General features: G+C 40.3%; 16 protein-coding genes, 1 tRNA gene and 2 pseudogenes. 17 read left to right on the plus strand and 2 right to left on the minus strand.

The window, feature by feature from the left end:
* Nucleotides 1-80: 80 nt before the first annotated feature.
* From A4H00_RS06780 to A4H00_RS06825, 9 genes and pseudogenes are all read left to right on the plus strand, one after another.
* A complete protein-coding gene (locus A4H00_RS06780; RefSeq protein WP_067088459.1) occupies nucleotides 81-1,721 on the plus strand; it encodes a putative polysaccharide biosynthesis protein in 1,641 nt (546 codons plus the stop codon).
* A gap of 103 nt (nucleotides 1,722-1,824) precedes the next feature.
* Complete coding sequence (gene pyrH, locus A4H00_RS06785) at nucleotides 1,825-2,556, plus strand: UMP kinase (protein ID WP_067088461.1); 732 nt, start codon at nucleotides 1,825-1,827, stop codon at nucleotides 2,554-2,556.
* Between the two features lie 10 nt (nucleotides 2,557-2,566).
* Nucleotides 2,567-3,124, plus strand: coding sequence for a ribosome recycling factor (frr, locus tag A4H00_RS06790; protein ID WP_067088463.1), 558 nt, complete (start codon nucleotides 2,567-2,569; stop codon nucleotides 3,122-3,124).
* 152 nt (nucleotides 3,125-3,276) lie between these two features.
* On the plus strand, nucleotides 3,277-4,131 hold the full coding sequence (cvfB, locus tag A4H00_RS06795) for an RNA-binding virulence regulatory protein CvfB (RefSeq protein WP_067088465.1): 855 nt from the start codon (nucleotides 3,277-3,279) through the stop codon (nucleotides 4,129-4,131).
* A 56-nt stretch (nucleotides 4,132-4,187) separates the two neighbouring features.
* A complete protein-coding gene (locus A4H00_RS06800; RefSeq protein WP_067088467.1) occupies nucleotides 4,188-5,543 on the plus strand; it encodes a DUF1958 domain-containing protein in 1,356 nt (451 codons plus the stop codon).
* Between the two features lie 17 nt (nucleotides 5,544-5,560).
* Nucleotides 5,561-5,776, plus strand: a complete 216-nt coding sequence (locus tag A4H00_RS06805; RefSeq protein ID WP_067088469.1) for a YozE family protein — start codon at nucleotides 5,561-5,563, stop codon at nucleotides 5,774-5,776.
* A 142-nt stretch (nucleotides 5,777-5,918) separates the two neighbouring features.
* A complete protein-coding gene (locus A4H00_RS06810; protein WP_067088471.1) occupies nucleotides 5,919-6,881 on the plus strand; it encodes a PhoH family protein in 963 nt (320 codons plus the stop codon).
* 392 nt (nucleotides 6,882-7,273) lie between these two features.
* Nucleotides 7,274-7,423 (plus strand): annotated as a pseudogene (locus tag A4H00_RS06815) (ISAs1 family transposase); the annotation flags it as partial.
* Nucleotides 7,424-7,602: 179 nt separating this feature from the next.
* Nucleotides 7,603-7,675, plus strand: a tRNA-Thr gene (locus A4H00_RS06825).
* Between the two features lie 57 nt (nucleotides 7,676-7,732).
* Here the strand turns inward: A4H00_RS06825 and A4H00_RS06830 are convergent.
* Nucleotides 7,733-8,989 (minus strand): ISL3 family transposase, encoded by a 1,257-nt coding sequence (locus A4H00_RS06830; protein WP_067085967.1) that lies wholly within the window; start codon nucleotides 8,987-8,989, stop codon nucleotides 7,733-7,735.
* A 274-nt stretch (nucleotides 8,990-9,263) separates the two neighbouring features.
* Here A4H00_RS06830 and A4H00_RS06835 point away from each other — a divergent pair, with 274 nt between their 5' ends.
* From A4H00_RS06835 to A4H00_RS06865, 7 genes are all read left to right on the plus strand, one after another.
* The gene (locus tag A4H00_RS06835) at nucleotides 9,264-11,153 is read left to right on the plus strand and encodes a BglG family transcription antiterminator (RefSeq protein WP_067088477.1); all 1,890 of its coding nucleotides are present in this window, start codon (nucleotides 9,264-9,266) and stop codon (nucleotides 11,151-11,153) included.
* A complete protein-coding gene (locus A4H00_RS06840) occupies nucleotides 11,140-11,598 on the plus strand; it encodes a PTS sugar transporter subunit IIA (RefSeq protein ID WP_067088479.1) in 459 nt (152 codons plus the stop codon). Before A4H00_RS06835 ends, A4H00_RS06840 begins: the two co-directional genes overlap by 14 nt.
* Before the next feature lie 12 nt (nucleotides 11,599-11,610).
* Entirely contained in the window at nucleotides 11,611-11,925 is a 315-nt protein-coding gene (locus A4H00_RS06845) for a PTS fructose transporter subunit IIB (RefSeq protein WP_067088480.1), read from the plus strand.
* Between the two features lie 19 nt (nucleotides 11,926-11,944).
* Nucleotides 11,945-12,991, plus strand: a complete 1,047-nt coding sequence (locus tag A4H00_RS06850) for a PTS fructose transporter subunit IIC (protein ID WP_067088482.1) — start codon at nucleotides 11,945-11,947, stop codon at nucleotides 12,989-12,991.
* A 12-nt stretch (nucleotides 12,992-13,003) separates the two neighbouring features.
* Nucleotides 13,004-14,281: a class II D-tagatose-bisphosphate aldolase non-catalytic subunit gene (locus A4H00_RS06855; RefSeq protein WP_067088484.1), complete on the plus strand. Its 1,278-nt coding sequence runs from the start codon at nucleotides 13,004-13,006 to the stop codon at nucleotides 14,279-14,281.
* 370 nt (nucleotides 14,282-14,651) lie between these two features.
* The gene (locus tag A4H00_RS06860; RefSeq protein WP_067088486.1) at nucleotides 14,652-16,382 is read left to right on the plus strand and encodes an ABC transporter ATP-binding protein; all 1,731 of its coding nucleotides are present in this window, start codon (nucleotides 14,652-14,654) and stop codon (nucleotides 16,380-16,382) included.
* Complete coding sequence (locus A4H00_RS06865; protein ID WP_067088488.1) at nucleotides 16,379-18,121, plus strand: ABC transporter ATP-binding protein; 1,743 nt, start codon at nucleotides 16,379-16,381, stop codon at nucleotides 18,119-18,121. Before A4H00_RS06860 ends, A4H00_RS06865 begins: the two co-directional genes overlap by 4 nt.
* 711 nt (nucleotides 18,122-18,832) lie before the next feature.
* Here A4H00_RS06865 and tnpA read toward each other — a convergent pair.
* Nucleotides 18,833-19,305: pseudogene (gene tnpA, locus A4H00_RS06870) on the minus strand (IS200/IS605 family transposase).
* 565 nt (nucleotides 19,306-19,870) lie between these two features.
* Here tnpA and A4H00_RS06875 point away from each other — a divergent pair.
* Entirely contained in the window at nucleotides 19,871-21,268 is a 1,398-nt protein-coding gene (locus A4H00_RS06875; protein ID WP_067088496.1) for a glycoside hydrolase family 1 protein, read from the plus strand.
* Nucleotides 21,269-21,273: the final 5 nt, after the last annotated feature.

The raw sequence follows: 21,273 nt of genomic DNA on the forward strand, positions 1-21,273 counted from the left end.
CTAAAATGTTCTGATTTTACAAGTCAAGACTAAAAGTTTATAATGAAGGAACGACAGAATTTAGAATGAAAGACAGAGTTATGACGGAAAATACAAAGACAAATAGTGCAACGCGACAGGAAAAATTAGCAAAGGGAGTTGCTTGGCTGACCGCTGGGGATTTTATCAGTCGTCTCTTGGGGATTGCTTATATTATTCCATGGTTTATGTGGTTGGGCAGTCATCGGGCAGAGGCGAATGCCTTGTTTAGTATGGGTTACCAAATTTATGCGATTTTTCTCTTGATTTCAACAGTTGGTTTACCTGCTGCAGTTTCGAAACAGGTTGCTAAGTATAATGTATTGGGTCGTGAAGATACTTCCTATTATCTGGTCAAAGAATTTTTGAAATTGATGCTATTGGTTGGAGCTGTTTGTGCAGGAATCATGTATCTTTCCTCAGGCCTTTTAGCAGAGTTATCGGGTTCTCGTGAGAAGCTCATACCAGTCATGTACAGTCTTGTACCTTCTTTGTTTGTTTTTCCGGTGATGAGTACCATTCGCGGCTTATTTCAGGGGCATCACAACATGATGCCGACAGCTGTTAGCCAGGTGATTGAGCAAGTCGTTCGAGTTATTTGGATTCTGACGAGTACTTTCTATATTATGAAGTTGGGTTCGGGTGATTATCTGCAAGCAGTTGTCTATTCGACATTTGGTGCTTTTGTAGGCATGCTAGCCAGTATGGGGATTTTAGTCTATCTACTGTATAAAGAGGGGTTACTACAGAAAATTTTCAGACCCAAACCTGCGTCCGTAACAATTGATATTCAATCATTGATTATTGAAACAGCCAAGGAGGCAGTTCCGTTAATTGTGATGGGAAGTGCCTTTCAACTGTTTCAAACGGTGGATCAACTAACCTTCATCAAAACACTAGAAAAGATTACAGACTACTCCAATTCAGAATTACTGGGGCTATATACCTATATGTTAGCCAACCCAAGTAAAATCACTATGTTGATTGTAGCGATTGCAGGATCTATTGGTAGTGTGGCCCTTCTCTTGATTACAGAGCATTTTGTGAAAAAAGATTGGAAAGGGACAGCAGAATTACTGGTCAACAATATTCAAATGCTATTGATGTTGATTATTCCCGCTATGACAGGCACCTTGCTTTTGGCACGCCCGATTTACACAGTCTTCTACGGTCCGGCAGAGCCGATTGCCATCTATCTCTTTATTGCCAATATTTATCTGATTTTCTTCCAAGGTCTTTATATGGTCTATAACGTCATGATTCAAGCCCTCTTTGAAAATCGAAAAGCTATTTTGTACTTTTTTATTGGCTTTGGGATAAAAATAGTGTTACAAATTCCCTTTTTATATCTATTCCAGGCTTATGGTGCACTTTTATCAACAGCGGTTGGAATGGGAGTGTCAATTGTCTTGTTTGCACGTCGGATTCAACAGGTAGTTCCAATCAATTACAACAAGGTAGCTAAGGACTTTATGACGATTGGAGGAGTCTCTTTGATAATGGCTGTTTTCGTTATACTATCAGAGTTGCTACTCAATCGTGTGACTCCAGCAACAGGCTATGTTTCTAGTGCTGTTCATGTTGGGATTTCGGGGGTGCTTGGTGTTGCAGTCTTTGTGCTATTGACATTAAAAACACGTCAATTGGATCGCTTGCTTGGCGCTCGGGCTGTTGCCTTGCGTAAAAAATTACATATTTCATAGAAAAGTCTCATTCCCGAGATTTTTCTTTTTTATCTGCTCATCAGACTACATAAAATGAAAATTTTATGATAAAATGATAAAGATAGAATAGAGGAGTAAGATGATGAAACCAAAATATGAACGTATTCTTATAAAATTATCTGGAGAAGCCTTGGCTGGTGAACGTGGTGTAGGAATTGATATTCCAACCGTTCAAAAAATGGCGCAAGAAATTCAAGAAGTAGCTGCTTCAGGTGTTCAGATTGCTTTGGTCATTGGTGGTGGAAATCTTTGGCGTGGCGAGCCAGCTGCGGCAGCTGGTATGGATCGTGTTCAGGCAGACTATACTGGTATGCTTGGGACGGTGATGAATGCCTTGGTCATGGCAGATGCACTGCAACAGTTTGGTGTTGATACTCGTGTGCAGACAGCCATTGCCATGCAATCAGTCGCAGAGCCGTATATCCGTGGACGTGCCTTGCGCCATTTAGAAAAAGGTAGAATTGTCATTTTTGGTGCAGGAATTGGCTCTCCTTATTTTTCAACAGACACAACGGCAGCCCTTCGTGCGGCTGAGATTCAGGCAGAAGCCATTTTAATGGCGAAAAATGGGGTGGACGGTGTCTACAATGCTGATCCGAAAAAAGACGCAAATGCTGTGAAGTTTAACGAGTTGACTCACCGAGAAGTGATTAGTCGAGGCTTGAAAATCATGGATGCGACAGCCTCTACCTTATCGATGGACAATGACATTGACCTTGTTGTCTTTAATATGAATGAGCCTGGCAATATCAAACGAGTGGTATTTGGCGAACAAATCGGAACAACGGTTTCAAATAACAAAGAAGCAAAATAAAGGAGATTTTATGACAAAAGAAATTATTTCAAAAGCGCAAGAGCGCATGGCACATTCGCATCAAAGTTTAGCACGTGAGTTTAGCCATATTCGTGCAGGTCGTGCTAATGCAAGCCTATTAGACCGCATTTCAGTTGAGTACTACGGAGCAGATACTCCGCTCAACCAGTTGGCAGGGATTACCGTTCCAGAGGCGCGTGTTCTATTGATTACTCCATTTGATAAGTCTATCTTGAAGGACATTGAGCGTGCGCTTAACGCTTCTGATCTTGGTTTAACACCGCAATCTGACGGTACAGTTATTCGCTTGGTCATTCCAGCCTTAACAGAAGAGACACGTAAAAGCTTGGCCAAAGATGTGAAGAAGGTTGGAGAAAATTCGAAAGTGGGTATCCGCAACATTCGCCGTGATGCCATGGACGAAGCAAAGAAAGCGGAAAAAGCCAAAGAAATTACAGAAGATGAGTTGAAAACACTTGAAAAAGATATTCAAAAAGTTACCGATGATGCTATTAAGAAAATTGATCAAATGACAGCTGAGAAGGAAAAAGAACTCTTGGAAGTCTAAGGAAAATGTAGGGGCGGGGCTGTTGCCTTAGCCTTTTTGGCGTTACGGAGCCGTTATACTCAGGCTAGTTGGACAAGATTCTACAGAAGATGCACGAATGCATAAGAACAATCTGTCGCTAACTACCTGATAATAGAAATAGAAAGAATGATATGAACCAATTATTAGCGACCATTATCACGGGTCTGGTAACAGATGAAAACAAAGAATATTACTTTGTCCAAAAGGAAGGGCAGACCTTTGCTTTGGCAAAAGAAGAAGGAGTACACCAATTAGGTGAGTCTGTTAAGGGCTTTGTCTATACAGATATGAAGCAAAAACTTCGTTTGACGACCAAAGAAGTGACGGCAACCCGTACGAGTTTTGGCTGGGGAGAGGTGACAGAAGTCCGCCGTGATTTGGGTGTCTTTCTTGATACCGGTTTACCAGACAAGCAAGTGGTTGTCTCACTAGATGTGCTGCCAGAAATCAAAGAGTTGTGGCCAAAAAAGGGTGATAGGCTGTATGTTCGATATGATGTGGACAAGAAGGATCGCATTTGGGCACTTCCGGCATTTCAAGAAGACTTTCAACGTTTGGCAGGACCAGCCTATGACAATATGCAAAACCAGAACCTACGTGCCATTGTGTATCGTTTGAAGCTGAGTGGGACCTTTGTTTACCTACCAGATAACAATATGTTAGGCTTTATTCATCCAAGCGAGCGGTATACAGAGCCACGTTTGGGTGAAGAATTGCAGGTACGGGTCATCGGATATCGGCAGGTAGATCGGACCTTAAATTTGTCTGTTAAGCCACGTTCTTTTGAGATGTTAGAAAATGATGCGCAGATGGTCTTGACGTATTTAGAGAGCACTGGCGGTTTTATGACCTTAAATGACAAATCATCTCCAGATGAGATTAAGGCGACATTTGGGATTTCAAAAGGTCAATTTAAAAAAGCCCTTGGTGGTTTAATGAAGGCTGGAAAAATTAGGCAGGACGAATTGGGGACAGAGTTAATCTAGTTGTGACCCTTGTCCGTTTTGATTCGTTATATAGATAAAGTTATAGGAGAGACAGAGTGAAGAAAGTTTTAGCATGGTGCTTGGCGTTGCTATTATCCACTATTTCGGTTCCTGTTTGGGCGGATGAATTGATGGATATTACACGAGCTGCAGGTTATGAGGTGAGTGACATCAACCGGCCTAGATCCTCTATCATTATTGATGGCAATACGGGTGCTATTTTATGGCAAGATAATCCTGACGAAGTGCGTGACCCTGCAAGTATGAGCAAGGTGATGACACTTTACCTCGTTTATGAAGCGATAGGTCAAGGAAAACTAACAGAAGAAACGGTTATTACAGCGACAGAAGCCGACCAGGCTGTTGCAGGGATTTATGAAATTTCGAATAATAAAATTGTTGCAGGAGTAGATTATACCGTTGGCGAATTGATCACCATGACGGCTGTCCCGTCTTCAAATGCAGCGACCATCATGCTGGCAAATTATCTTTCAAACAATAACCCAGATACCTTTTTGGATATGATGAATGCCAAATCGCAAGAGTTGGGAATGACCAATACGTATTGGTATAATGCAAGTGGGGCTGCGGCGAGCGCTTTTCAGGGGTATTATAATCCAACACGATATGATCATGATGCTACCAATCAAACGACGGCAAGAGACTTGGCTATTTTAGTTTATCATTTTTTGAAAAACTATCCTGCAATTTTAGAACATACCAAACACCCAGTAGTGACAGTCAAAGCAGGCACTCCGTATGAAGAGACCTTTGAAACCTATAATTATTCTTTGCCAGGTGCTCAGTACGGCATTGAGGGGGTAGATGGATTGAAAACAGGATCGAGCCCGAGTGCTGGCTTTAACTACATTGCAACGGCAAAACGTGGAGAACAGCGATTGATCAGTCTTATTATGGGAGTAGGGGATTGGTCAGATCAAAATGGAGAGTATTATCGTCATCCATTTGGCAATGCCTTGCTAGAAAAAGCCTATGCGGATTACGAATATCGTAAGATAGTAGATGCCGGGAAGCAGCTTATCAACGGAAAAAACTATGAATTGGCTTCCGATCTTTATGCGACAATTCGTAAGGGTGAAACACCAAATTATATAGTTGAAAACAATCAATTACGAGTTGATAATGGTTTGGAAAGTGTCAGCCCAATGATTTCAGCCGGTGTACCAGTAGAAGATATCTCTGGAATAAACCTTACAAAGAAACAATTGAGCGAAAAAGTTAGTTTGGGAGAGTTGCTCAGAAAACCATGGATATGGGGAGTAGGAGTGTTCTTCCTGGTAGCTGCTTTGTTAGTATGGATTTTAAGTCTGAGTCATAAAGAACAGAGTCAGCGGCTGATGGGAGATGAGACGGACTATCGTCCACGGCGCAGTCGTCGTAGAAGAAGATAAGTGGAAAGTGAGCAGTCGTGAGAAAAAGTTTTTATAGTTGGCTAATGACGCAGCGCAATCCTAAAAGCCATGAGCCAGCTGCTATTCTAGCAGATTTGGCCTTTGAAGAAGCGGATTTCCCAAAGCAATCTGATCATTTTGATGAAGTGAGTCGTTTTTTAGAAGAGCGGGCAAGTTTTAGTTTTTCCATGTCAGACTTTGACCGAATATGGGAAGATTATCTAGCTCATTAACTTTTATAATACGTAGAAAAAGTATATCTTGCCTGTTTGATTACGAACAAATGTGAAAGACCAGTCATTTTTGACTGATAAAAAACGTCCAAGGGACGTTTTTTTGGTATAATAGAAAAAAGACCGATAAAGGAGCAAGCTATTGCAAGAACATTCAATTGATATTTCCCTGTCCCACCCAGATGATATGCTGAGCTTATTTGGGTCAAATGAACGTCATCTGCGCCTTATGGAGCAAGAATTGGACGTGGTGATTCATGCGCGTACAGAAGTGGTACAGGTGATTGGAGAGCCAACTGATGTTGAGCTGACACGCCTGGTTATTCAGTCCTTACTCGTTTTAATTCATCGTGGATTGACCATTCAGTTACCAGATGTGGTAACGGCTATTTCCATGGCTAAAAATGATGAGATTGAGAAATTTGTGGCCTTGTATGAAGAAGAAATTATCAAAGACCACTATGGTAAGCCCATTCGAGTCAAGACCTTGGGGCAAAAACTCTATGTCGATAGTATCAAAAGTCATGATATTGTCTTTGGGATTGGACCAGCAGGGACAGGAAAGACCTTTCTTGCGGTGACCCTTGCCGTGACTGCCTTAAAACGTGGACAAGTGAAGCGGATTATCCTCACCCGTCCTGCGGTGGAAGCAGGGGAAAGTCTGGGATTTTTACCGGGTGATTTGAAGGAGAAAGTCGACCCTTATCTTCGCCCAGTTTACGATGCCCTTTATCAGATTTTAGGAAAAGATCAAACAACTCGACTGATGGAGCGTGAGATTATTGAGATTGCGCCCCTTGCTTATATGCGTGGTCGAACCTTGGAGGATGCTTTTGTAATTTTGGATGAGGCACAGAATACAACCATTATGCAGATGAAAATGTTTCTGACTCGCCTTGGCTTTCACTCCAAGATGATTGTCAATGGCGATAGCAGTCAGATTGACCTCCCACGCAATGTCAAGTCTGGGCTGATTGATGCGACTGAAAAGCTCAAGAAAATTCCGCAGATTGACTTTGTGCATTTTTCAGCCAAGGACGTTGTCCGCCACCCTGTTGTTGCGGAAATTATCAGAGCTTATGAACCAGAAGAAAGTAAGGAATAGGAGTTTTCATTCTTGTAATGAATCCTATCTTGGGAAAGAATAGAAAATGTTGGAGGTGGGGGTCCAAAAGTTCTGCCTCCTTTTTTATGTCTATAGTCTATATGAAATTGCTTGAAAAATCAATCAAGAGTGGCGGGTTCTCAGTGAGAGGAAAGATGGCGGTCAGCTGAGTAGCCTACCTTTAGTGCCAAAGAGGAAATAATATGGCAAGTAACTATTTCATCAATCTGTTTTTCTAATTTTGATAAGAGAAGTCAGAATTTTTGCCCAGTCTTTAAAAATGAGCTAAAAATATGACACGTCAAACGCATGAAGAAACTTTTGTTTTCGGAAAACTAGATTCATCATGACAAAATCAATCAAAGTAGTATACTATCTATGAGGTGACTACGATGATTGATTTTATTATTTCTATTGATGATTGCGCAAGTGAATTGGATAGTCGACAATCTTGGAAAATTCGCCATCTCTCATCAACCATTCTATTTCTTGTCTTCGTTTGTCAGTTAGCAGGCATTGAAACCTGGGAGGAGATGGAAGATGATGTAGTCCGATTATTTAGAGAAAGAGGCTAAGCAGATGATTGATTTAAAAAGCTATCTTTTCAAAATTGATGTCAAGGTACAAAAGGATGAAGAAAAAGTTTTCATGCGCACGGTGTGAAAAATATGGCTTGAATGATTGACAAATCGAGGCCTTCTTGGTATACTATTGGAGTACTGCTGGTTTAGCTCAGTCGGTAGAGCGCATCCATGGTAAGGATGAGGTCGCCGGTTCAATCCCGGCAACTAGCATAAAACAAAAAGTCTATGAAAATAGGCTCTTTGTCAACTGTAGTGGGTAGATGTCAGCTAACATCTAGAGAGGACCAAGTTGGTCTTCTCTTTTTTGATATTGATGGCAATCAAAATCCGCTTTTTGAAGTTTTCAAAGTTCCGAAATCCAAAGGCATTACGCTTGATGACTTTGATAAGATTATTGGTAGCTTCCAATTTAGCGTTGGAATAAGGCAATTCCAAGGCGTTTAAAACCTTGTCCTTATCCTTTAGAAACGTCTTAAATACCGTCTGGAAAATAGGGTTAACAGTGGCTATTTCTTGCTCAATTAGGTCAAAGAAATGATCTGAGTTTTTCTCTTGGAAATGGAATAAAAGAAGTTGATAGAGTTCATAATGTTGTCGTAACTCATCTGAGTAGGATAGGAGCTTGTCTAAGATTTCCTTATTGGTCAAATGCATGCGAAAAGTAGGGCGATAAAACCGCTTGTCACTGAGTTTACGGCTATCTTGTTGTACCAGTTTCCAGTAGCGTTTGAGCGTCTTGTATTCATGCGATTTGCGGTCAAAAGCATTCATGATTTGGGTACGGACACGGTTCATAGCACGGCTGAGATGTTGCACAACGTGGAAGCGATCCAGCACGATTTTAGCATGAGGAAAAAGTTGTTTGGCTAGTTGATAGTAAGGGCTAAACATGTCCATAGTGATGATTTTAACGCGGTTTCTGACCTTTCTAGGGTATCTCAGAAAGTGATTTCGGATGGTTGCTTGCGTTCTTCCATCAAGGATAGCGATGATGTTATTTGTGTCAAAATCTTGAGCGATAAAGCTCATTTTCCCTTTCTTGAAGGCATACTCATCCCAGGACATGACTTCTGGAAGCTTATCCCAATCCGTTTCAAATTTAAACTCATTGAGTTTTCGAATAACTGTAGATGTAGAAATGGAGAGTCTGTGTGCGATATGTGTCATTGCTTGCTTTTCGATGAGTAATTGTGCGATTTTCTGGTTGACAGCGACAGAGATTTGATGGTTCTTCTTAACAATAGGAGTTTCAGCGACCGCTATTTTCCCACAGTCTTTGCACTTGAAACGACGCTTTCGAAGGCGGATAAGTAGCGGGTAGCCAGCAGTTTCTAAGTAGGGGATTTTAGAGGCTTTCTGGAAGTCGTACTTAGCCATTTGTCCCTTGCAGGAAGGGCATTTAGGGGCTGTGTAATCCAAGTGACCGTGGAGTTCTAAGTGTGTTCCCATGTCGCATTCATTAGTGATAGTGATATTTTTGTCTTTCATTTTGAGAAAATTTGTGATAAGATTTAGTTGTTCCATATGAGTCTTTCTAAATGATAGTTTTGTCGCTTTTCATTATAGGTCATATGGAACTTTTTTTCTACACTGAAAAAGGCTCCATAATCTCTGTGGCGGGCGTACCCACTACAGATATTATAGAGCCTGAAAATAGGCTTTTTGTATTTTATTATTAGGAAAAGTGTTTGATTTGTTGCAAGAAGTTCTTGCAACTTTTTGTTATTTACAAACAAATTGATAGCGGTTACAATTTATGTGTAAGGGAGCAGTATTGGATAGTTGATGGAGGTGAGAGATGCCTACCCAAAGACAGGTAAAATTGTTGAGAATGATGGCAGGAGAAAGAAATTCAAAAACGGTTGCATACTTTGCCAATAAATTAGGAGTTTCAGTACGGACAGTCCATAAGGAAATTGCCGAATTAGAAAAAGAAGGTATTGTATTTGAAAAACGGCGTGGAGTGGGAATACAGTTACTAACTTATAACGATTCTGTTAAGGAAGTAGATTATTATAATATTCAAGTGACGCGTCGGATTGATATGATGCGAGAACTACTGTTTCATCGTAGGCAGACTAGCTTCAGCGACTTGGCAGAACGTTATTTTGTGAGTAAGAGTTCCATCAAGCAAGATTTAGAGATAATTACTCCTATGCTGCTTCGTGGAACTGGTGGGACATTACTCAGTAACCACCAAGGGACACGTCTGTTATTACATACGACAGAGGATAAAATTACCGCTTTTGTAAATTTCAATCACTATATTATTGAGCAGAGTGACTTGATGAAGGAAATCAAAACTTCAGACACCATTGATTGTTTGTTACCTTACTATACACGAGACATTATCCAGGTTTGTTCCAATGTACTGTACACTTATGTCAGAGAACACATCCAGACTATCTCGGAAGTCTATGTCCAACATTTTCTTAGTTTTTTAATTGCTCAGGTTTATCATCTCATTCAAGGTGAACATAGTATAGAAAGGAAATCACTTTTTAATCAGAAAAAACATGCTTTTTATACTGAAAGCGCAGTAAAAATACTACATAAAATTTCTCTTAGGTTAGATTTTGAATATACCAATGGAGATGTGGAGTATCTGTCTCAAAAATTACTTCTCTATCGATTTGAGCCGATGCCTAGTCAGTATGTGGATAATTCTCTTATTGCAGGACTAATCAATCGAGTATCTCAAGCCTTAAATGTCGATTTCACCAATGACAAGACGTTACTAGAACAATTGACATGGCATATTCCACCTATGTTATCACGGCTAAAATCTCAAACTCTCGTTAAAAATCCATTTACAGAGCAAATTAAATTGGAATTTTCAATTGTGTTCAATGTTTTATGGTTAGCTGTCTCGGATTTTAGCGAAGAAATCGATGTAGAATTTAATGAGGATGAGATTGCATTTTTAACCATTTATTTCCAATTAGCATTAGAAAAAATAGGTGTGAGTCGAAAAATTCTAGTAGTCTGTGCTACTGGTATCGTGACATCAGAATTGCTCATTCATCGCATTAAGAATAATCTACCTTCACTTGATATGGTAGAAGTTGCCTCTTCTATGGAAGCAGCCCAATTAGACTTAGATGCTTATGATATTATTTTGACAACGATTCCCTTGTATCAAAAGGCATCACATGTGTACTTTGTGTCTCCTTTAATTAGTGAGCAGGAATTATTGGTAATTCTCAATTCTCATGTGCCAGCAAATGTCGTAAGCCAACAGTTGACTATTTCAAATCTAGCACCGTATTTATCTGAAGAACTTATCTTTTATGAAAATCAGTACCATTCTTCTGAACATGCTATTCAAGTGCTAAGTGATACATTGGTAGATAAGGGATTTGTGACTGCTGCTTTTAAACAAGCCGTGTTAGATCGAGAGATATTAGGCAATACTGATTTGCCGATTGGAGTTGCGATTCCTCATGGTAAGCCACAAGAAGTGCAACGAACATTTGTTGCGATTTCAAAATGTTCCAAAAAGTTTAAATGGCAAGATTATTTTGTTGATATGATATTTATTGTGGGAATTCGTCCGAATGATATGTCAAAGACAAAATTAATCATTTCTGGTATTTATGAATTGATTAATACAGAGGAGAAGTTAGAGGCTTTACGTCATGCTAAAAATAGAACGGAGGTTTTAAAAATTATCTATGGAAGGACATAATATTTTACATAAAGAATTGATTTTTATAGATGAACCGACTGCTACTAAAAAAGAGATTATTCAAAGGATTACAGATAAAGTCTATGATTTAGGATATGTAAGGGATAAGGCTGGATTTATGGATTCTGTATTGGCTCGTGAAGAGGAGGTTCCTACAGCGATTGGATATAGCATTGCTATCCCCCATGGCAAATCGGATGTTGTTGATAAGCCGTTTATTGCTTTTTTAAGAACAAAAGCGCCCTTTGAGTGGACAACAGGACATGAGGAAACTGTCCAATTAATTTTTCTCATTGGAGTTCCAAATATTGGGACAGAAAAATTACACTTGCGGTTTATTTCGCAAGTTAGTAAAAAATTGTTAGACGAAGAATTTCGCCAACAATTATTGACCATTTGTAATAAAACTATTCTGTTCGAGCTACTGAGTTCGATAGATATTTAGGAGGAAACGTTTATGAAAGTCGTTGCTGTAACAGCTTGTCCAACAGGGATTGCTCATACTTATATGGCCCAAGAGGCCATCGAAAAAGAGTGTCTAAAACGAGGATATGAAGTTCAAGTTGAGACACAAGGAGGGATGGGAATTGAACAAGAACTTGAACAAGATCAGATTGATCAAGCGGATTTCGTTATTTTAGCAATTGCTGTTGAGATAGAAGGCCAAGAGCGCTTTGATGAAAAGCGTGAGGAAGGAAAGGTGTTGTTGGTTGATCCAGGAGAAGCTATCCGTCATCCTGAGAAGGTTCTCGATCAGGCAGAAGCATTGTAGGAAAAAAAGGAGAGTAAAAATGGAGAAGACATTGTGGAAGGACTTACAAAAAGCCTTTAATACTGGGGTATCCTATATGTTGCCGTCTGTTGTCGTTGGTGGGGTTTTTATTGCTCTATCTCTAGCGACTGGGAAACCTGGAGAAGGAGGAATGGAAGTTAGTAGCCAATTCATGCAGGATTTGCTTGACTTAGGGGTAGCTGGGTTTTCAATCATGATTCCTTTGTTAGCAGGCTACATTGCTTATTCTATTGCAGGAAAACCTGCTCTTGCACCTGCGATGATTTTGGGCTATGTGGCCAATAATCCAATCGGATCCGCTCAAGTCAAGACTGGATTTTTAGGAGCAATGTTGCTGGGGGTGTTAACTGGTTACTTTGTAAAATGGTGTAAAACTTGGAAAGTAGCACCGACTATTCGTACCTTGATGCCCATCTTAATCATCCCGATTCTAACAGTCTTTTTATTGGGAATGCTCTACATTTATGTCATTTCTGTTCCGATTGGTGCTGCGATGACATGGCTAGTAGCTACTTTAGGTGAATTGCAAGGTGGTAGTGCCATTGTGCTTGGTCTCATTATCGGAGCAATGACTGCTGTCGATATGGGAGGTCCAATCAATAAGACAGCGACAGCCTTTACACTAGCTCTGATGGCAGAAGGAATCTATGCTCCAAATGGGGCTCACCGGATTGCGGTTGCTATTCCACCGCTTGCAGTTGCTATCTCAACTTTTATTGACCGAAAAAAATATACGAAAGAAGACCGAGATTTGGGAATGTCCGCTTTCTTTATGGGATTGATTGGAATTACAGAAGGAGCTATTCCGTTTGCAGTAAAAGATATGAAACGGGTCTTGCCAGCCATTATCATCGGTAGTGCTGTCGGTGGAGCTTTGGGAATGATTAATAATGTTGAAGCTCTTGTGCCACATGGAGGGTTGATTATTTTACCAGTTGTAAATGGCAAGTTATGGTATTTCTTTGCTATGATGATTGGTACTCTAGTTTCTGTTGCCATCATTCATTTTACAAAACCAAATTTATCCGATGAGGAATTAAAATAGGAGGAAAAAGGCATGTCGAAATTATCTATAAAATCAGTAGTAGAAGGTTTATTAGCTTTACAAAGTAGAGGAGAATCCGCTACCTTGTTGGGAATTGGTCCAATGTCTAGGAACTGTGTTCAAGCAACTCTAGAGCTATCAAAAGAAGATGATTATCCAGTTATGTTCATTGCGAGTCGGAATCAAGTTGACCTAGATGAACTTGGTGGAGGATATGTTAATGGCTGGAATCAGTTCACATTTGCCAAAGCAGTAGAAGAAGTAGCTGAAGAGATTGGTTATGATAATCTATATTATCTCTGTCGAGATCATGGAGGACCTTGGCAACGAGACAAGGAAAGAAATGACCACTTACCTGTAGAAGAAGCCATGAGATTAGGGCAACAATCCTATGTTGGTGATATTGAAGCTGGATTTGATCTACTGATGATTGATCCCACCAAAGATCCTTTTGAAGTTGGAAAGGTTATCCCACTTGAGGTTGTTTTGGAACGGACGGTTGACTTGATTGCATTTTGTGAAGAGGAACGAAAAAAACGTCAATTACCAGAAATTGGTTACGAAGTCGGTACAGAAGAAACAAATGGTGGACTTACTTCTACGGAGACGTATGAAACATTTATTCAGCAATTACAAAAAGAATTAGGAAAACGCCAGTTGCCAATGCCAACCTTTATTGTAGGTCAGACAGGAACATTGACACGTAAAACAGAACAAGTAGGCCATTTTAACTTCCAAAATGCTTATGATTTAGCGCAAATGGCTAAGAAATATGGTGTTGGGTTAAAAGAACATAACGGAGATTATTTGGATGATGTCACCTTATTGGAACATATTCCATCTGCAATCACTGCAACGAATGTAGCGCCTCAATATGGTACAGAAGAGACACGGGCTTATCTCAATCTAGGAAAAGTAGAAGAGAAATTAGTTGCGCAAGGCTTAATTGCTGAACCTTCAACCATTCGTCAAACCCTTCTTCTACATGCTATTAAAAGTGAGCGTTGGAGAAAGTGGATGATTGGAGAACAGAAAGATTTGACCGTTGAGCAAATCTTGGAGAGTGGCAATCAAGAACTGCAAGAAGAAATCCTAGATATAGCTGGTCATTATACCTTCAATGATGCTGAAGTCAAGGAACAAATTGACAAATTATACGCTAATCTAGCAGTTTATCATATTGACGGTAAACGTTATGTTATTGATCATATTAAGCGACCAATTCGAGATTACGCTGAATGTTACAATCTCAAAGGCGTAACTAGTCGAATTCGAGAGCTACAAAAATAAGTTAAAATGAAGTTGGGAATTTCCTGACTTCTTCTTATTCAGCTTTTTAGAAACTATTTTCGAAAAAAAGCCAGTCAATTCTTGACATCCTATTATATTCTGTTACAATGATAGGTATATAATGATTTGAAAGGAGAATAAAAATGAACAACAATGTAGTTATGAACGCTTATGTTTTTCAGAATGAACTCCTTTCTAAGTATAGGCCTTAGTGTCTTTTTGTGGACTTGAGGGACTCGGGATGGAGTGATTCTATCTCGGGCCTTTTGTGTACTTTAATGTATTTCAGTTTTCATTTATTTCATCGTTAACTCAACTTGCCTGGTATGAAATCGAAACTGGGAGACAATGGAATTTTGAGGAGGAAGAAATGATAGGATTTATTATGAACTATGTAAAACAGCACAAGTGGCTGTATTTACTAGTTGCCATTACCTTGATAATATATGATATTAGTTTATTGGTGCCGACCAAGATTATTCAAGGCTTGGTAGACAAGATTAGTCAGCAGACCTTGACAGAAGCCAGTTTGATACAGGATATGCTGATTTTAGTAGGGGTTACTATTTTAACCTATATTACCGGCTACATTTGGCATGTGAAGTTATTTCAATCATCGGTGCGCTTTAAATTCGAGATGCAGCAGCAATCATTTTGGAAATTGGTTGTGATGCGAACTCCTTTTTATGAAAAATTTCGTTCAGGCGATGTGATGACGCGCTTTTCAACAGATGTAGAAGGCTTGATGGACATGGTAGGCTATGGTCTGATGATTGTAGTCTATGCAGGTGGAATGATTGCCTTTATTATTCCGACCATGTTCGTCATCTCTTGGCAAATCAGCCTTGTAGCCCTAATTCCTATGGTCATGTTAGTTGCGGCGATTTACTTTATCGGTCAGCAACAGGATAAAGCGGTTGAAGCCAATCGTGAAGCAGTTGCTGATCTTAATGATGAGGTGTTGGAAGTTGTCGAAGGGATTCGTGTAACAAGAGCGTATAGTAAGAAAGAGCGACAAGAACGTAAATTCCAGGAACGCACGCGCAAACTAGCCCGTGGCGGGGACAATATTATGGTCTTTCAATCCTTGTACAGTCCCTTAGCGACCATTTTATTGGGACTTGCGACAGTAGCAATTTTAGGAATGGGAGCAATTTTCTTAGAGCGAGGGCAGGTATCGCTTGGTCAAGTGATTGCCCTGCAACTCTATACAGGAACCTTGCTAGAACCTTTCTGGATGTTATCGGACTTTATCTTAGTTTATCAGACTGGGAAGGCCTCTTTTGCCAAATTGCAGGAACTGGTAGAAACTGGTGATGATATGGAAGAAGATGGCAAGGACTTACTGGTAAGCCTGCAAGAAGTAGCCTTTAGGGACTATGATTTTCGCTATCCACAGGCAGAACGCAATAGTTTAACAGGAATTTCATGGACCTTAAAAGCTGGTCAGACAGTCGGGATTGTCGGAAAGACTGGTTCAGGAAAGACGACCTTGGTTCGTCAGTTCTTGCGCCAATACCCTATCGGAACACAAGGATTTACTATCAATGGTCAATCTGTACTGGATTTCAAGCGGTCTTCAATTGAAGGTAAGATTGGCTATGTACCACAGGAGCATATTTTATTTTCCAAGACGGTACGAGAAAATATCGCTCTTGGAAAGCCCGGTAGTCAGATAGAGGAAATTGCTCAGGCGATTGAAACAGCAGATTTCACCAAGGACTTGGAGCGTATGTCTGAGGGGATGGAAACCATGATTGGTGAGCGTGGGGTGTCGATTTCAGGAGGACAAAAACAGCGGATTTCGATTGCTCGTGCCTTTTTGAGAAATCCAGAATTACTTATTTTGGACGATTCCTTGTCTGCGGTTGATGCGAGAACGGAACGCCAAATTATTGAAAATATCCAAAGAGAGCGTGAGGGTAAGACCAATATCATTGTGACTCATCGCTTGTCTGCAGTCCATCATGCGGACTGGATTCTGGTGTTAGAAGACGGTCGTATTATCGAAGAAGGAACTCCAGGACAACTCTTAGCAAATGAAGGCTGGTATTATGAACAATACCAACGTCAGCAAAGTCAGGAAGGAGAAGAAGCATGAGAGTGATGCTAACCTTATTAAAAGAAGTCCGTCATGTCAAGGGCTTGTTTGGTCTTGGGATTCTCATCTATCTTGGGGCTTCGACCTTTGTACGTCTATCACCTATCCTTTTGCAACAAATCATCGATGGTCCCATAACAGATTTGAGTAAGGGTTTACCTTTCGACCAAGTAGCCTTTCTCTGGCAATTAGCAACGTATATTGCGGTTAATATCGTAGGTGCTCTGTTTTTCTATCTCTCAACACGTATCCTGATGCACTGTGCCAACCGGATTGCCGAGATTCTACGCAACAGAGCCTATGATCAGATGCAGCGGTTGCCGATTTCCTATTTTGATGACAAACCAGCAGGAAAGATTGCAACACGGATTGTTAACGATACAGAGACCTTACGCAATCAATTCTATGCGACCCTAGTCTACATCTTCAATAACCTTGTTTATTTGGTCTTTACCTACGGAGTTATTTTTTACATGAATGTCCATCTTGGACTGGTTCTGCTGGCTTTATTGCCAGTATTCTATGGTTTGCAGCTTCTGTACAAACGCTTGACGGATCAGCCGATGAAAGATTTTTACGATGCCCGAAGTGACATCAATACCAAGGTTAATGAAGCCATGAATGGGGCAAGTTTGATTCAGCTCTATGGTCAGGAAGAAGCCATTATGCAGGATTTTGAACAGACGGCTACTAAGATGAAACAAGCAGAGAATCGGGTCATCTGGGCCCAATCCATTGCTACATGGAACATGACAGAGATGGTCAAATACTTGGTCATTACCTTAGTCTTAACGATTATCGGTCAGCAATTTTTGGCAGGACAATGGTATCTGACTGCCGGTCTTCTCTTTGTGTATATCAACTATGTTTCCAATGCTTTTGATGCGATGGGACGATTGGTACAGCAACTTCCAAATATGTTGCGCTCCTTAGAAACAGGGAAACGCCTATTAGCTTTACTCGAAGAACCTATGGAAAATGATAGTGAGGCTGAATTAGTTGTCACAACGGGTCGTGTGGTATTTGATCATGTTCAGTTTGCTTATGAAGAAGGGAAACCGATTCTGAAAGATATTTCCTTTGAAGTCGAAAAAGGGGAGACGATTGCGCTTGTCGGTCATACTGGATCAGGCAAGACTTCCATTATGAACCTTCTCTATCGCTTCTATGACCCGCAAAAAGGGCAGGTTCAGATTGATGGTCAAAATATCAGAGACTATTCACGTGAAAGTGTGCGTAGCCATATGGGTATAGTTCTCCAAGATCCCTATCTCTTTACAGGAACCATTGCTAGCAATGTTAGCATGAACGACGAGGAGATGGATCGGCAGAAGGTATTGGAATCCTTAGAAAAGGTCGGTGCAACGGATTTGTTGTGTCGTCTGGAGAAAGGAATTGATGAGCCTGTAGTGGAAAAAGGAGCTGCGTTTTCAAGTGGGGAGCGACAGTTAATTGCCTTTGCTCGTACACTGTACTCGGACCCTAAGATTCTCATCTTAGATGAAGCAACTTCGCACATTGATACAGAAACCGAAGAAATTATCCAGCATGCTATGGAAGTTGTGAAAGAGGGACGGACAACCTTTATTATTGCCCACCGCTTGTCTACCATTCAAAATGCCAATCAGATTTTGGTACTGGATAAGGGGGAAATTGCAGAGCGAGGCAACCATGAGGAACTCATTGCGCTTGACGGAATCTATGCACAAATGCAGGCCATTCAGCAGCAGGTGAGATAGACAGTTGTCATGAATTCTACCCAATCTTATTTGAAAAGCTTATTTAATAATGTTATCATATGGGTGTGTAGAATTTATTCATGTAAAAAAGGTGGTAAGAGAAATGGATAAAAATTTTAGGGGCCTTTGCATCGTTATTCTAATTTCTGTTTTGGCGACATTTTTATATGTAGACTCACGCTTACTTTATTTACACGAATATTTGGCAACGCTAGCTTACATTTTAATCATCATGAGTCTATTTTTTCTAATTGTCTATCATTTTGATTTGAGCAGGAAGAAAAAGAAATGAAAAAAGTTGTTAGTACAATGATGCTAATGCAGTTAGATAGACTAGTGGAAACTTGAATGATAGATAGTTGGAAAAGAAAAATGGGAGTGGGATTCAATCGTAATTTCATAGAAATCGATTTTGTCAATTTCGCTTTCTCATTTCTAGGCTCAAGTATTAACAGTCCACTGGACTGTTAATACCCCTCATGTTGACTAGCTTCCACAATTGAGAATTGTGAAAGGTTGGAAATAGAACGAGCGCAGCTTGCCCCTTGCAATTGAGAATTGTGGAAGGTTGGAAGTCATAACCACCCGTGAAAACGGGTGGCTTGTACACCGGCTATAAGCCGTTTCCCTCCAGCGGGCGTCTAAAGACGCTCGCTGAACTTCGTTCAGGTTAGCTTCTATTACTTGACTAATGCTAGTCACAACGGGCTTTTATCTTGTTCTAAAACCTCCATCTGAAAATGGATCTTCATACTCTTTAACACTCAACTTATCAAGAGCGATGTCAGTCTTTTCCTGCTCACGGATATACTTCGCAACAGTTTTCTCGTTTAATCCTACCGTACTGACGTAATAGCCTCTTGCCCAAAACTTGCGATTTCCATACTTATATTTTAAATTCGCATGTTTATCAAATATCATTAAGGCACTTTTACTTTTCAGATAGCCCATAAAATCAGAAATCGCAAGTTTTGGAGGAATGAGAACTAACATGTGAACATGATCTGACATCATGTGACCTTCAATAATTTCAACTCCTTTATATTGGCATAGATGACGGAAAATCTCGATTAAATCCTGCCTAATCTTGTAGTATATGGCTTTTCTTCGGTACTTCGGTGTGAAGACAATATGATAGAGCACATCCATTTGGTGTGTGATAAACTATAACTGCTTTTAGTCATTGCTAAAATAGTCCACTGGACTATTTTACTCCTCCTTTGTCTAACCTGAACAATTAGATTATACTAGGAAAAATAAATGAAAGCTAGAAGCCTTGTTAGCCACCAGCTTAGCTGGTGGTTTTCTTGTTCTTCTCTGCGAGAAGAACTGGCTTGAAGCCATAATAAAACGAGCGAAATGTTCGCTAGCCTCTTCTACTAGAATGTTGATTGATTGACGTTTTACAAACCAGATAATCCTCGCTTTTTGATTTCTAAGCTCAGGTATCAATCGTCACTCCCCTGACGATTGATATGCGCTAAACGGTTAAATCTACAAAAATAATGAGGTTAGGGACTTTTGTCCCAGCCTCGTTTTATTTTTTACTTTTCCTTAAGAATGTGGAAAAACATCTTGTTTGAAAGCATTTACAATAAATTCTGCTGGGATTATACTAGAATTAAAAATAGGAATAGTCTTTCAGTTTTAATCTAGTAGATTTTTCATTCGTCTTACTTTAGAAAGTAAGACGAATGATGATGTTAATAGAGTGTAAACAAAACAAAGAGGCTATTAAAAGGAGAAGTTATGTCAGAAAAAAAAGTGTATCGTTTCCCAGAAGGTTTTTTGTGGGGTAGTTCGACATCTGGACCACAGAGCGAAGGGATTGTGGCAGGAGACGGCAAGACGAGAAGTAATTGGGATGCTTGGTATCAACAGGAGCCAGAACGTTTTTTTGATCAGGTTGGTCCTGAACAAACCTCGACCTTTTATCAGCATTACCAAGAAGATATTCAGCTCTTGAAAGAAACAGGGCATACCGTTTTTCGGACCTCTATTCAGTGGTCACGTTTAATGGCAGACGGGGTCGGTCAGGTCAATGAAAAAGCTGTTGCCTTTTATCGTCAGGTTTTTCAAGGCATTGTAGCCCAAGGAATCAAGCTGATTGTCAATCTCTATCATTTTGATTTGCCATATGCCTTACAAGAAAAAGGAGGCTGGGAAAATAAGGAAACCGTTTATGCTTACGAGCGGTATGCGAGAACATGTTTTGACTTATTTGGGGATATTGTAGACACTTGGATTACCTTTAATGAGCCGATTGTGCCTGTTGAATGTGGTTATTTAGGTGATTATCATCTTCCTGGAGTGATTGATGCGAAAGCTGCAGCTTTGGTGGCTTACCATACGCAATTAGCAAGTTCCCTAGCGGTCAAGGCCTGTCATGAATTACATCCAGAACACCGGATTTGCATTGTCTTAAATTTGACTCCGGCCTATCCACGCAGTGATAGTAAAGAGGACCAAGATGCGGCTCGGATTGCGGAGTTATTCCAAATGAAGAGTTTTCTTGATCCGTCTGTCTTAGGTAGTTACCCGGCTGAATTGGTGGATATTTTAAAAAGGCATGCTATTTTACCTCCGGCAACGGAAGAGGAATTGCGCATCATCAAAGAAAATACAGTAGACTTTTTGGGTGTGAACTACTACCAGCCGATTCGGGTGCAGGCAAGAAGCAAGCAACCAAGTCCTGATGAGCCACTAACACCGCATTACTATTTTGAACCCTATGATATGCCTGGTAAGAAAATCAATCCACATCGGGGTTGGGAAATTTATGAAAAAGGGATTTATGATATTGGGATAAATCTCAAGGAACAGTACGGGAATATCGAGTGGCTAGTGACAGAAAATGGTATGGGTGTAGAAGGCGAGGATAAATTCCGCAAGCAGGGTGTCATCCAAGACGATTATCGCATTGCCTTTATCGAAGATCATTTGATAGAACTCCACAAGGCGATTGAAGAAGGGGCGAACTGTAAAGGTTATCTGCTGTGGACCTTTATCGATTGCTGGTCTTGGCTCAATGCTTATAAAAATCGCTATGGTCTGATTGAGTTGAATTTGGAAACGCAAGAACGAATCATCAAAAAATCAGGTCATTGGTTCAAAAAACTAAGTGAGAACAATGGTTTTGAACGCTAGGAGGT

This window comes from Streptococcus marmotae, assembly GCF_001623565.1.
GTDB lineage: Bacteria > Bacillota > Bacilli > Lactobacillales > Streptococcaceae > Streptococcus > Streptococcus marmotae.